13 protein-coding genes and 1 pseudogene are annotated in these 12,784 nt (G+C 70.9%); 4 read left to right on the forward strand and 10 right to left on the reverse strand.

Going from position 1 to position 12,784, the window contains the following annotated elements:
• Window positions 1-4: 4 nt before the first annotated feature.
• Both PV734_RS20875 and PV734_RS20880 read right to left on the reverse strand, forming a co-directional pair.
• The gene (locus tag PV734_RS20875; protein ID WP_319290793.1) at window positions 5-1,678 is read right to left on the reverse strand and encodes an FAD-binding dehydrogenase; all 1,674 of its coding nucleotides are present in this window, start codon (window positions 1,676-1,678) and stop codon (window positions 5-7) included.
• A 17-nt stretch (window positions 1,679-1,695) separates the two neighbouring features.
• Complete coding sequence (locus PV734_RS20880; protein WP_319094472.1) at window positions 1,696-2,337, reverse strand: TetR/AcrR family transcriptional regulator; 642 nt, start codon at window positions 2,335-2,337, stop codon at window positions 1,696-1,698.
• Between the two features lie 148 nt (window positions 2,338-2,485).
• On the opposite strand from PV734_RS20880, the gene PV734_RS20885 reads away from it, so the two are divergent.
• The 3 genes from PV734_RS20885 to PV734_RS20895 all read left to right on the forward strand — a co-directional run bounded on the left by PV734_RS20885 (window position 2,486) and on the right by PV734_RS20895 (window position 5,247).
• Window positions 2,486-3,112 carry an alpha-ketoglutarate-dependent dioxygenase AlkB gene (locus PV734_RS20885; protein WP_319094473.1) on the forward strand — a complete coding sequence of 209 codons (627 nt, stop codon included), beginning with the start codon at window positions 2,486-2,488 and terminating at the stop codon, window positions 3,110-3,112.
• 89 nt (window positions 3,113-3,201) lie between these two features.
• Window positions 3,202-3,942: an MBL fold metallo-hydrolase gene (locus tag PV734_RS20890; RefSeq protein ID WP_319094474.1), complete on the forward strand. Its 741-nt coding sequence runs from the start codon at window positions 3,202-3,204 to the stop codon at window positions 3,940-3,942.
• Between the two features lie 54 nt (window positions 3,943-3,996).
• Window positions 3,997-5,247, forward strand: a complete 1,251-nt coding sequence (locus tag PV734_RS20895) for a DUF4032 domain-containing protein (protein ID WP_319094475.1) — start codon at window positions 3,997-3,999, stop codon at window positions 5,245-5,247.
• Between the two features lies 1 nt (window position 5,248).
• Here PV734_RS20895 and PV734_RS20900 read toward each other — a convergent pair whose 3' ends face one another.
• The gene (locus PV734_RS20900) at window positions 5,249-6,121 is read right to left on the reverse strand and encodes a universal stress protein (RefSeq protein WP_319094476.1); all 873 of its coding nucleotides are present in this window, start codon (window positions 6,119-6,121) and stop codon (window positions 5,249-5,251) included.
• 557 nt (window positions 6,122-6,678) lie between these two features.
• The gene (locus PV734_RS20905) at window positions 6,679-6,804 is read right to left on the reverse strand and encodes a hypothetical protein (RefSeq protein WP_319094477.1); all 126 of its coding nucleotides are present in this window, start codon (window positions 6,802-6,804) and stop codon (window positions 6,679-6,681) included.
• A gap of 110 nt (window positions 6,805-6,914) precedes the next feature.
• Here PV734_RS20905 and PV734_RS20910 point away from each other — a divergent pair.
• A pseudogene (locus tag PV734_RS20910) lies at window positions 6,915-7,040 on the forward strand (DUF4396 domain-containing protein); the annotation flags it as partial.
• A gap of 219 nt (window positions 7,041-7,259) precedes the next feature.
• On the opposite strand, the gene PV734_RS20915 reads toward PV734_RS20910, so the two are convergent.
• Genes PV734_RS20915 through PV734_RS20940 form a run of 6 tightly spaced genes read right to left on the reverse strand, consistent with a single transcriptional unit; the run spans window position 7,260 to window position 12,777 of the window.
• Window positions 7,260-8,090, reverse strand: coding sequence for a class I SAM-dependent methyltransferase (locus PV734_RS20915; RefSeq protein WP_319094478.1), 831 nt, complete (start codon window positions 8,088-8,090; stop codon window positions 7,260-7,262).
• Window positions 8,087-8,278, reverse strand: a complete 192-nt coding sequence (locus PV734_RS20920) for a hypothetical protein (protein WP_319094479.1) — start codon at window positions 8,276-8,278, stop codon at window positions 8,087-8,089. The genes PV734_RS20915 and PV734_RS20920 overlap by 4 nt, the downstream gene beginning before the upstream one ends.
• A 38-nt stretch (window positions 8,279-8,316) precedes the next feature.
• Complete coding sequence (locus PV734_RS20925) at window positions 8,317-10,110, reverse strand: ABC transporter ATP-binding protein (RefSeq protein WP_319290795.1); 1,794 nt, start codon at window positions 10,108-10,110, stop codon at window positions 8,317-8,319.
• 38 nt (window positions 10,111-10,148) lie between these two features.
• Window positions 10,149-10,274, reverse strand: coding sequence for a hypothetical protein (locus tag PV734_RS20930; RefSeq protein WP_319094481.1), 126 nt, complete (start codon window positions 10,272-10,274; stop codon window positions 10,149-10,151).
• Between the two features lie 2 nt (window positions 10,275-10,276).
• A complete protein-coding gene (locus PV734_RS20935; protein WP_319094482.1) occupies window positions 10,277-10,906 on the reverse strand; it encodes a hypothetical protein in 630 nt (209 codons plus the stop codon).
• Entirely contained in the window at window positions 10,903-12,777 is a 1,875-nt protein-coding gene (locus PV734_RS20940; RefSeq protein WP_319094484.1) for an alpha/beta fold hydrolase, read from the reverse strand. Before PV734_RS20940 ends, PV734_RS20935 begins: the two co-directional genes overlap by 4 nt.
• Between the last annotated feature and the right edge of the window lie 7 nt (window positions 12,778-12,784).

Genomic DNA, 12,784 nt, shown 5'->3' on the forward strand with positions numbered 1-12,784 from the left:
GGTCTCAGCCTGTCGCCCGGGCCGCCGCCCGTCCCGCCGCGCGGCCCGAGAACAGGCAGCCGCCGAGGAACGTGCCCTCAAGGGCGTTGTAGCCGTGCACGCCGCCGCCGCCGAAGCCGGCGACCTCACCGGCCGCGTACAGCCCCTCGACAGGCTCGCCCGTCGTGCCCAGCGCGCGTGAGTCGAGGTCCGTCTGGATGCCGCCGAGGGTCTTGCGGGTGAGGGTGTGGAGTTTGACGCCGATGAGCGGGCCGGCCTCGGGGTCCAGGATGCGGTGCGGGACGGCGGTGCGGCCGAGCCGGTCGCCGATGTAGCGGCGGGAGTTGCGGATGCCCTGGACCTGGGCGTCCTTGCTGTACGGGTTGGCGATCTGGAGGTCCCGGGCCTCGATCTGCCGGCGTACCCGGTCCACGTCGAGGAGCGGCTTGTCGGTCAGCTCGTTCATCTTGACGACGAGTTGGTCGAGGGAGCCCGCGACCACGAAGTCCGCGCCGTGCTTCACGAAGTCGGCCACCGGGCCGGGGGCGCCCTTGCCGAGGATGCGTTCCTTGAGGAATGCCTTGCGGTTCTTGGCCGTGATGTCGGGGTTCTGCTCGGAGCCCGACAGCGCGAACTCCTTCTCGATGATCCGCTGGGTGAGGATGAACCAGGAGTGGTCGTGCTCGGCGATGTCCTCGGTGGTGCGCAGGTACTTGAGGGTGCCGAGGGTGTCGTACCCGGGCAGGCAGGGGTCGGGGAGGCGGCGGCCGAGCGCGTCGAACCACATGGAGGACGGTCCGGGCAGGATGCGGATGCCGTGGCCGGGCCAGATCGGGTTCCAGTTCTGGATGCCCTCGGTGTAGTGCCACATGCGGTCGCGGTTGACGAGGCGTACTCCGGCCTCGGCGCTGATGTCGAGCATCCGCCCGTCGACGTAGGCGGGCACCCCGGTGACCATGTTGGCCGGCGCGGTGCCGAGCCGCTCGGGCCAGTAGCGGCGCACGATGTCGTGGTTGGCACCGATGCCGCCGGTGGTGACGACCACGGCCTGGGCGGTGAGTTCGAAGTCGCCGATCCGCTCCCGGTTGGAGGCCACTCCGCGCGCGGAGGTGTCCTCGGCGAGGACCGTGCCGCGTACCCCGCGCACGGCGCCCTCCGTGACGACGAGCTCGTCGACCTGGTGACGGTGGTAGAAGGTCAGCAGTCCGGCACGGGACGCCTGCTTGGCGCTGAGGACGAACGGCTCGACGACGCCGGTGCCCGTGCCCCACGACACGTGGAAACGGGGCACGGAGTTGCCGTGCCCGTGGGCGCGCAGGTCACCGCGCTCCGCCCAGCCGACCGTCGGCAGGAACGAGATGCCGTGACCGGCGAGCCAGGACCGCTTCTCCCCGGCCGCGAACTCGACGTAGGCGCGAGCCCATTTCACGGCCCAGGAGTCCTCGTCGTCGACCCGGTCGAACCCGGCGCTGCCCTGCCAGTCACTCCAGGCGAGGTCGAAGGAGTCCTTGATACCGAGGCGCCGCTGCTCCGGGGAGTCGACGAGGAAGAGCCCGCCGAAGGACCAGAAGGCCTGGCCGCCCAGGTTGGCGGCGTTCTCCTGGTCGACGAGTGCGACCCTTCGGCCCTTGCTGGTCAGCTCGTGTGCCGCGACCAGCCCGGCGAGGCCGGCTCCGACGACGATGACGTCCGCATCCATGGCGATTGTTCCCTCTCTCATCCGCCGCTGCGCGCGGTCGGGTTGTCATGGCCGTCGGTGAGCAGTGCGGTGAGCAGCTGCTTGAGCCACGCGCGCGCGTGCTCGACGTCCTTGTCCAGCAGCAGTTGGGTCGTGACCCCGTCGTAGGCGGCGATCACCGCGTGGGCGGCGCCCTCGGCGCTGCCGAGTACGGCGGGCAGTTCGGTGTGTCCGGTGGCCCGGGCGAGCCGGTCCGCGACGGCCCGCCGCAGCCGCTCGCGGTGTTCCAGGAGGGTCTGTGCGACGGCGGGGACCCGGGCCGCGTGGACCAGGAAGTCGGTCTTGACCAACAGCCAGTCCAGGTCGAGCAGGAGTACTTCGGTGACCCGGTCGACGGCCGCGGGCACGTCGAGATCCGGGCCGTCCAGGGCGAGGGCGCCGGCGACCTGGTCGGCGATCAGCCCGGCGCGTTGCCCGTAGAGGGCGAAGAACAGTTCGTCGAGGCTGTCGAAGTTCGAGTAGAAGGCGCCTCTGCTGTAGCCGGCGGCCTCGCAGACCTCCTCGATCGAGACGCGCCCGAACCCCTTCGCGGCGAACACCGCGAAGGCGGCCTCCAGAAGATTGGCCCGCGTCCGCACCCGGCGCTTGGTCACCCGCCCCGTCGTTCCCTCGACCGCCATGTCCGGCCCTCCGTTCGATACGCGAATGTATCCGATGCATCGATGTATCCAAAGGGTTCGGGACAGACGGGATCCCGCCATCCCTCACTCAGCCCTGCCACCCCAACCAATAGGAACGTACATTCGAATAAAGAGGTACGCTGATGTCATGACCGCGCATCTCCAGGGTTCGCTCTTCGACCAGACGGACGAGCTTCGGCTCGACACCCTGGCCGGAATACGCCGCACCCCCCTGGGCCACGGCGCCTGGATCGACGAACTGCCCGGCTGGCTGCACGGAGCCGACGCCCTCTTCGAACAACTGGCGGCCGAGGTCCCCTGGCGGGCCGAGCGCCGGAAGATGTACGACCACGTCGTGGACGTACCGAGGCTGCTGGCCTTCTACGGCGAGGCGGACGCCCTGCCGCACCCGGTGCTGTCCCGCGCGCGGGACGAGCTCGGCGCGTACTACGCCGCCGAGCTCGGGGAGCCGTTCGCCACGGCCGGGCTGTGTCACTACCGGGACGGGCGGGACAGCGTCGCCTGGCACGGGGACCGGACCGGGCGCGGTGCGCGCGAGAACACGATGGTCGCGATTCTCTCCGTGGGCACCCCGCGCGACCTGCTGCTGCGGCCGGTGCGCGGGGGCGACACCGTGCGGCGCGCGCTGGGGCACGGGGACCTGATCGTGATGGGCGGCTCCTGTCAGCGGACCTGGGAGCACGCCGTTCCCAAGAGCACACGGGTCACGGGTCCACGCATCAGCGTCCAGTTCCGGCCGCGCGGGGTGCTGTGAGACCGAGGAGCATGCCCCGTCGTGATCCACTCCGGCGCCGTCTGCTTTGCTGTGCGTCATCCGGCAGCGAACTGCAGAACGGGAAGATCATGCGGGCAGACGTCCAACAAGTCGCCGATGGCATTTACCTCGTACACGGGAGCAACACCAACTGGGTGATCCTCACCGAGGGGGACGCCGCCACCCTGATCGACACCGGCTACCCCGGCGACCGGCAGCTGGTCCTCGACTCGCTGGCGCAGGTGGGCAGTTCACCGGAGGCGGTCGCGGCGGTTCTCGTCACGCACGCCCACAACGACCACATCGGCTCGGCCGAGTACCTGCGCTCCGTGTACGGCACGCCGGTGCTGACGCACGAGGCCGAAGTACCGCACGCACGCCGGGACTTCCTGCACCAGGTGAGCGTCGGCGAGGTGCTGAGGAACGGGTGGCGGCCCGGTGTGCTCCCCTGGGCCGTGCACGCGATCCGCTCCGGCGGCACCGCGCAGGTGCCGGTCGCCGAGCCGCGGCCGTTCCCGGAGGCGCTCGACCTGCCTGGCGGACCCGTCCCCGTGCACACCCCCGGACACACCGACGGGCACTGCGCCTTCCACCTCCCGGACGCCGGGGTCGTGGTCTCCGGTGACGCCCTGGTCAGCGGGCATCCGACCTCGCGGCTCAAGGGCCCACAGCTGCTGCCGGACATGTTCCACCGAGAGCGCGCGCGTGCGCTGGCCTCCCTGGACCTGCTGGCGAAGCTCCCGGGCGACGTCGTACTGCCCGGGCACGGGCCCGTGCACCACGGCAGTGCGCTGGAGGCGGCCGGGCAGGCGCGGGAGCGGGCCCTGTGAGGCGGCGCTCTACAGTGATGTGACGATCACCGGCAAAACGAGAACGGTCGAGCCATGGCATTGCAGATCAGCGCCACCAACCCCGAGCATCCCGCACTCCTGCTCGAACTGCCGTGGGACCTCCCCCTGGAGGAGTGGCCCGACCGCTACCTCGTTCCGCTGCCGCGCGGTATCTCGCGGCACGTCGTGCGCTACGCACGCGCCGGCGACGAGGTGATCGCCGTCAAGGAGCTGGCGGAACGTCCCGCCCTGCGCGAGTACGAACTGCTGCGGGACCTGGACCGGCTCGGCATCCCGGCCGTCGACCCCCTCGCCGTCGTCACAGGGCGGGCCACCGACGAGGGCGGCGCCCTGGAGCCGGTGCTGATCACCCGGCACCTCGGCGGCTCCATGCCGTACCGCTCGATGTTCGAGACGACGATGCGCCCGGCCACCATGCACCGCCTGATGGACGCCCTGGCCGTCCTGCTGGTCCGGCTCCACCTCGCCGGGTTCGCCTGGGGCGACTGCTCCCTGTCCAACACCCTCTTCCGGCGCGACGCGGGCGCCTACGCCGCCTACCTGGTCGACGCCGAGACGGGCGATCTGCACCCGCAGCTCAGCGACGGACAGCGCGAGTACGACCTCGACCTCGCCCGGGTGAACATCAGCGGTGAGCTGCTGGACCTGGAGGCGTCCGGAGCGCTGCACCCCTCCGTGGACCCGATCGAGTTCGGCATGGAGATCTGCGCCCGCTACCAGCGGCTGTGGCAGGAGCTGACCCGCACCTCCGTCTACCCGGCGGGCAAGTACCACTACATCGAGCGCCGGATCCGGCGCCTGAACGAACTCGGCTTCGACGTGGCCGAGATGCAGATCGAGCACTCCTCGAACGGCGACACCGTGACCTTCGTGCCGAAGGTCGTCGACGCCGGCCACCACCAGCGCCAGCTGCTGCGGCTGACCGGGCTCGACACCGAGGAGAACCAGGCGCGGCGGCTCCTGAGCGACCTGGAGAGCTGGATGGCCACCCAGGACGACTACGAGCCGGGCGACCCCCTCGGTGCCAGCCCGGAGGTGCTCGCGCACCGGTGGGTGCGCGAGGTGTTCCGGCCGACCGTCCGGGAGGTGCCGCGCGAGCTGCGGGGGAACGTGGACCCCGCGGAGATCTACCACCAGCTGCTGGAGCACCGCTGGTTCCTCTCCGAGCGGGCGCAGCACGACATCGGCCTGGACACGGCGGTCAAGGACTACATCGTCAACATCCTGCCCAAGGCCCGCCAGGCACTGCCCCTGCCCACGGACGAGGCGGCGCCGTCCGTCTGAGTCACTCGTGCGGGACCACGGCCACCGGGCAGTGCGCGTGGTGCAGTACGCCGTGGGCGACCGAACCGATCCGCGCGCCCACGGCGGAGCGGTGGGCGCGCCGTCCGACGACCAGGAGCTGCGCGCGCGGGGCCGTCGAGAGCAGCACCTCCCCCGCGCTGCCCATCTCCACCTGCTGGGTGACCGGCACCTCGGGGAACCGCTCCCGCCACGGCTCCAGCGCGGCGGCGAGCGCGTTCTTCTCGTACGGTTCCAGCCCCCCGGCCTCGTCGAGGAGCTTCAGCGAGCCGGGGCTGTACGCGAACACCGGCGGCAGGCTCCACGCGCGGACGGCACGGACGGCCGCGCCACGAGCCGCCGCCGCCTCGAACGCGAACCGCAGGGCCGGAGCGCTCTCCTCCGGGTCACCGTGCTGCCCGACGACGACCTCACGCCCGGCGGCCTCGTCGGAGGCCCGGTCCTCGGCGCGGACGAGGACGACGGGCCGTGCGGACTCGGCGATCACGTGCTGCCCGACCGAGCCGAGCAGGAACCCGACGACAGCGCCGTGCCCGCGGGAGCCGAGCACCAGCATCTCGGCCCGCGCGGCGGCCTCGGCGAGCGAGTGCGCCGCGCCGCCCTCGACCACGTCGACGGTCATGTCCAGCCCCGGATGGCGTTCGGCGACGCTCCGCGCGGCCTCGTCCACCCCCTCCCGCACCCACTGGTCGTGGGTCTCCCGGGTCCCGGCCCCGAACGCCTGGTCGGGCACCAGTTGCCAGGCGTGCACGACCCGCAGGGCGAGGTCCCGGCGGACGGCCTCCCGGGCCGCCCAGGCCAGCGCGGCGTGACTTTCGGGCGTTCCGTCCACCCCTGCCGTGATCGGGCGCGTCATACGGTTCCCTCCGTGTCGTGATCATGCTTACCGGGCCCAGTGTTCACCACGCTGTGCCCATGAACCCGCAGTGGGAACAAGCGATCGCGGACGCGGCGGCACCGGAGGGCGACGAGTTCCGCGTGCCCGGCGAGCGGACGAGCCGACCGGAGCGGAGCGCGGCGATCGAACACACGATGGCTGAAGGCGGCTCGGCACCCGGCCGACGCCGCCCGCTGACTCGGACCACTCGGGGTGGGAGACTTATGGCACAGGCTGCGGACACAGCGCGGACCGTCATCATGACCGTGGCTACTTCGCAGGGACATTGACGTCGCTCGTGTAGCTCTCCAGTGGCCGGCCGATGATCCGGGTCATCCAGCACCTCTCGGCTCCCGTCGCGGCGCCTTGTTGTCGTGGACGCACAAGTCTTTCGAAGTGCCGGTGCAGGGCTGGTCGTACCAGCCGAGCCTGCCACAGCAGTTCCTGCGCTGCTCGGGCAATCCCCCGGACGGGATCTGCAGTATCCCGGAAATCGAACCACTCACGGCCCAGGGTTCTTGCAGCAAAGCGCTCGGTCAGACGGTCCCCTGGAGCAGGCGCTCACTCTGCGCCACCGCATCGGCGTTCTGGAACGGCAGCTGAACGGGCAGCAGGTCCGGATACACGCGGGCGAGCGGGCGTTTGTGGCGTCGCTCCTCCATGGCCTGTCACGGGAAGTGCTGCGCCGGATGCGGCTGCTGGTGCGGCCGGAGACGGTACTGGGCCGGCACCGCGACGTCATCGCCCGCCGACACGCTTCCCGGTCCCGGTGTCCGACACCCTGTTCTGGACCGCACTGCTCGACGGCTTCGCCGTCGCCTTCGTGATCACGACCCCGGTCAACAAGTGGATGATCGGCCGGGGCAAGGACCATGCCGTCGTCCACGCCTACCACTGACCTCACACACCGAAGCGCGCCCGGGCACGCCCACAACGGGTGCACCCGAGCGCGTTTGCGCTGCAGTCGTCATCTGGTGATGTCCCGGTGACCAGCCGGCCCGGGCCGCAGGTTCAGCGCGGCAGGAGGTCCTGCTCACGCCGGCGGCGCCCGTAGCGGGCCATGCCACGCGGCTTGAAGACCGACAGGGCGACGCCACCGGCGTTCATCGTGATCTCTTCACAAAGGGTCGTGGAGGTCTCGAAGTCGCGAAGTCGACGACGGTTTGACGTAGGTGCAGATCGCCAGCGGCGAACGCGGGTTGTACGGCGCCGCGTCGACGGGCCAGTCGCCGAAGCGGTCCTCCGGTTCGAGGCCGGCGGCTCGGGCGTATGCGTCCATTTCCTCCGGTGCGGTCAGCCGGGAGACCTCGGTGCCGACGCGGGAGGTGCCGTCGGACTCGTACCAGACGTGGGAGAGGTGCCACAGCGAGCCCTCGGGCAGCAGCAGGGAGTGGCTCTGCAGGCCGGTGCCGGGTTCCGGGTAGGGCGTGAAGTACGTGTCCCGGTCGCGGCCCTCGTGCAGGGCGATGATGGCCGGCTTGTTGTGGGTCTCCATGACGAGTCGGCCGCCGGGGGCGAGCAGGTCGGCGGCGCGTCGCACTGCCTGCTGCTGCTCCTCGGGGGTGAGCAGCATGGACAGGGTGGCGCAGACGCAGTACACGAGCCCCACGGTGTGGTCGGCGGTGTAGGTGCGGATGTCGGCGTGCACAGCCTCGACGGGGGTGTCGTCGGTCAGCTTCCGGCGCAGGACGTCGAGCATCTCGGACGAGGAGTCGATGCCGGTGATCCTGCCGACACGGCGCGACAGCGGGAGCGCGAGGCGCCCGTTGCCGACGCCGAACTCGACGGTGCCCGAGGCCGCGTCGGGGTGGAGTGAGGCCAGTCGGTCGACCTCGGCGGTGACGGACGCGTCGTCGGGGAACAGGCGGTGGTACCAGCCGTCGAACTGACGGCCGTAGCCGATGTCGTCGACGATGCCTTGCGTGGTGGGTTTGGTGAACGTGCTCATGGGTGCTGCCTCCGCTTCTTGGGTGGGGTGGTCCTCGGGTGGCTGTTCCCTCTGACCTGTGAGCAGGCGCCGAACAGGACCACGAGGGCGGTGCCGATGACGGCGGGAATGCTGACGGCCCCGGTGGTGATCAGGAAGCCGACGATGCCGATGGCCACGACGAGCGGGGCCAGCAGGAAGTCGTTCATCAGGTTCTCCTGGCGGGATCTTGGGCGGGATCTTGGGATCAGGGCGCCACGTCGCTGAGTTCCTGGAGCCGGGCGAGCCGGCGGTAGAGGTCGCTGTGCCGGTGGAGTTCGTCGTGGGTGCCGACGGCGTTGACCTGTCCCCGGTCGAGTACGACGATCTGGTGGGCCTCGGTGACGGTGGACAGCCGGTGGGCGATGGCGATGACCGCGCAGAAGCCGGAGATCATCGTGATGCTGTCGCGCAGCGCGTTCTCCGACTCGGTGTCGAGGTTGGCGGTGGCCTCGTCCAGCAGCAGGAACCGGGGCGCCTGCAGCAACGTACGGGCGATGGCGAGGCGTTGTCGCTGACCGCCCGACAGGCCGGCGCCCCGGTCGCCGAGTTCGGTGTCGAGGCCTTGGGGCAGCGCGCCGATCACATCGGTCAGGTTGGCCATGCGCAACGACTCGGCGATGTCCTTGTCGCCGGCGTCCGGCGCGCTGTAGGTGAGGTTGTCGCGGACGGTGCCGCGCAGCAGGGTGTGGTCCTGGTCGACGTACCCGACGATGGACCGGAGTTGGTTCAGGGGTAGGTCGGTGATGTCCGTGCCGTCGATGCGGATCGCCCCCGACACCGGGTCGAAGAGCCGCTCGATGAGCTGGAAGACAGTGGATTTGCCGGCGCCGGACGGGCCGACGACGGCGGTGAGTCCGGTGGCGGGCACGCTGAAGGAGACGCCGTCGAGGACGATCTTGTCGCTGCCGGGGTAGGCGAAGGTCACCGTGTCGAAGGCGAGACCGCTGCCGTATGTGCTTCTGGGGGCACGGGCGCCGCGCTTGCGCCCGGTCGGGGGGTCCGTCGGCCGGTCGCCCTCCACCTCGATCTTGCCGAGCTCCGCCAGGCGGTCGATCGACGCCCGGCCGACCTGGAACTGCGCTATGGATGTGAACAGCGTCAGCAGTGGGGCCACCAGGTAGAAAAGGTAGAGGATGAAGGCCGTCAGGTTGGCGGCGGTCATGTCGCCGGTCGCGGTGCGCGCCGCTCCCAGAGCGATGACGACGGTCAGGGCGAGCTGCGTGCCGATGCTCATGGTGGGGTCGAGGAGCGACGACAGCACCGTCACCTTGATCCCCGACTTGCGGGCCTGTTTCGCGATGTCCGCGATGCCCTCCGCTTCCCGGGTCTCGGCCCGGGACGCCTTCACGGTCGGCATCGCGCCGAGCACCCGCAGCAGCGCGGAGCCGAAGTTGCCGGTGTCGGTCTGGTTGGTGATCGACACCTTCCGCACCCCGCGCGCCAGCCACAGCGAGATGACGCTGGTGACGCCGAGACAGCCCACGGTGGCGAGGAGCAGCACCTCGTCGACCCAGGCCATCAGCGCGAGACCGCCGACGACCAGGAAGCCGTTCTGGATGATGCTGTCGATGGCGTGCGTCATCGTGGTGCGGGCGAGGAGCGTGTCGCTGACCATCCGGGCGAACACGTCTCCCTGCTTCCAGCCGCTGTACGCCCGGAACCGGGAGCGCAGCAGCCGGGAGGCGAGGTTGCTGCGGATGTCGTAGACGATGTTCTCGCCGGCGAGCCCGATCACGTAGGAGTGGAGGGCGCCGAGGACGGCGTCGGCGATGAACAGGACGGCGGCGAACAGGATGGGTTCGGTCACCGGTCGTCGGTCCTCCACGGTGGCGACCAGTGCGCCGATGACCGCGGGCTGGGCCAGGGACGCCGTGGCGCCCAGCAGGCCCAGCAGGATGCCGAGCGCGATCAGTTTGCGGTGCCGGCCGAGCGCCTGCCACGGTTTGGCACCCTTGCCCCACAGGAGATGGAGATGGAGCTGCGGGACCGCCCGGTGCAAGGCCCGCGGCCTGGTCGGGGGCCGCGGGCCGGAGGGGCTCACTCGGAGTCACTCCCGTCCTGCTCGCGCCCGCGCAGGACCTGGACGTACAGGAGGACCGCCCTGACGAGGCCGACCCCGACCAGTGCGAGTCCGCTGAGGAAGAAGGGGTTGTCGAGGGTCATGGTCAGGCCCTCGCTTCTGCCTTGGCGGGGGTGAGTGGTGTGGACCCGGTGAGCGGCGTGCTCGGCGCGTGCGGGTCGAGCGGGACGAACGGGGAGACGAACATCAGCCGGGGGCCCTGGCGCAGGTCGTAGCCGGTGCCGGAGGCCAGGGCGAACTGGAAGCCCCTGACGTCGTCGGCCGGTGTGTCCTCGGCGGCGATACGAGTGCGGACGTGCTCGCTGATCAGGCGGTAGCCGGGGGTGTGGGCGGCGGCTGCGAAGCCCTGTTCGAGGCGCGGCAGGATCTCCTGGCACGCGTCGAAGACGGACTTGTCGGCGCGGCGGGTCGGGAACCAGACCAGGTGCATGGGCTTGCGGTCGACGATGCCGCTGGCGTCGCGCCAGGTGGAGGCCGAGCCGTCGCCGCTCACCGTGCGGTACAGGAAGTGGTAGTCGTGCATGGCCGGGTGCGGTGCGAAGAACCGCCAGTTCGGCAGGAGCGAGAAGTGGTCCCGGGCCCGGACCCGGCTGAAGTCGTGGTGGGGGTGCTGGCCGGCGAAGGTCAGCAGGAGGACCGCGGCTCCGGCGATCCGCCAGGGGGCGCCCTCTCCGGTGAGGGCGTCCTGAAGTCGCGGACGTGGCAGAGTTTTCATCGGGCGGTCTCCTTCCGGCCGACGGGGCGGGCGGAGGATGATGACGGGGCGGCCTGGGTGGTGGGCGAGCGATGGTCGAGGCCGTCGAAGAACGCGATGACGCGGTCCGTGACCTGGTTCGCGTAGCGGCTGGTGATCAGCATGGTCTCGTGGGTGGCGCCCTCGATGACCACGGTCTCGGTGCGCGCGCCGGTATGGGCCTCGGCCAGTTCCCTGTGGAGCAGCAGTTGTTCGGGGTTGCGGTCCACGGTCCGCTGGGCGGAGACCACCAGCGCGGGCACGCCCTCGATCCGGGCGAGCGCGCCGGTGAAGGACTTGAAGTCGGCCCGGATCGCCTTCCATTCGCGGCGCGCGGCCTCCCACATACGGGCGTCCGCGTACTGCGCGAAGACCTTCTTCCGGTAGGCGTACGGCAGTTCGCCGATCCACACCGGGTGGGTGAGGAGGATGCCGGTACCCAGCCGCAGCGCCCGGCTGACGGCCGTGAAGTTGCCGGCCAGGCCCTTCTCGCTCGCGCCCAGTCCGCTGGTGAACTGGCCGGGGTGGGAGGAGTCCAGATAGACGATGCCCTGGAGCCGGTCGCCCAGGTGGCGGGCGGCGCGGCGAGCGAGCTCGCCCCCGATGGAATGGCCGACGAGGATCACCTTGCGGTGCGGGGCGACCGCGCCGTTCACGAGATCGACGAGATCCTGGACGGACTCCGACAGCCGGAAGGCCGTCGTGGCGTGCCGGTGGCTGCCGGCGTATCCCGCGCGGGCGTAGGTGATGACCCCGTACCGGGTCTCGAAGCACAGGCGCTCGGCCATCCACGCATAGTGCTCGCTGGTCGACAGCAGCCCGCTCGCCAGCACGACGACCGGCTGCTCGGGATCGCCCGGCGAGTACTCCTCGTACTGGAGCCGGTTCTTGCTCCGTGCGGTCAGCGTGCGGGAGGTGTGCCAGCCCTCGGTGGTACGCAGGCGCCGCCGCACGGCGGTGGCGGCAGCGGCGAGGGTGCCGCCCGCGAGTGCGGCGGCCGCGGCGGTCAGCGCACGGTCGTCGCGGCCGGCGACGGTGGGGTGGGAACGCGGGGCGGCGGTGTAGGCGACCAGGGGGTGGAACGCGGGGAAGGCGGTCACGAACCTGCTGAGCCCCATGAAGTACCCGTTGGCCACATGGAACGCGGCGGCACTCGTGATCATGGAGCGGGTCAGCTTGCCGCCCCCGGCGTAGACGAGCGGGAAGGAGCACTCCAGTGCCAGCACGCTGTGCGTGAGCACCTTGGCGGTCTTCGGGTGTTCCTGGGTCCACCGGTGCATGCCCTCGTGCCCGTAGGTACGGGTGCGCATCACGCCGCCGAGCGCGGTGGCGTCGCGCCAGGGCTTGCCGAAGAGCTTGACCCAGCCGGAGATCGCGTAGGCCATGTTGGCCTGGAGCGAGGCGTACCAGAGCAGCGCGTCCTTGGCGGCCGGTGACGGCACCAGGCGGGCCGCGCCGGTGGCCAGTTGCACCAGCGTGGCCACCTGGTCGGAGCCGTCGCCGCCGTAGTGGTGGCGCGGGGAGAGCAGGGCGGACGACGTGCCGAGGAAGACGTTGCCGGCGCCCCGCCAGCGGGAGTCGCCGGGCAGCAGCATGCCGAGGGCCACGGCGGTGCGGGCGGCGTGCAGGGCGGTCGTGGTCCGCACCCCGCTGACGCCGTCGACCAGACGGCGCGTCAGGGGGCCGGCCCCGGCCAGGTACTGCCGGGCGACCTCCCAGTCGTTCATGCCGCCCTTCTCGATGTCCTTCCGCTGGGTCAGGTACTCCAGGGAGGACTGCAGGCTGGACACCGCGGCCAGCCGTTCCGACATGCCGATGGCGCGATCCCTGCCGACCGGAGCCGGTCCGAACACCGCAGAG

Source organism: Streptomyces sp. AK08-02, assembly GCF_033795085.1.
GTDB classification, from domain to species: Bacteria; Actinomycetota; Actinomycetes; order Streptomycetales; family Streptomycetaceae; genus Streptomyces; species Streptomyces echiniscabiei.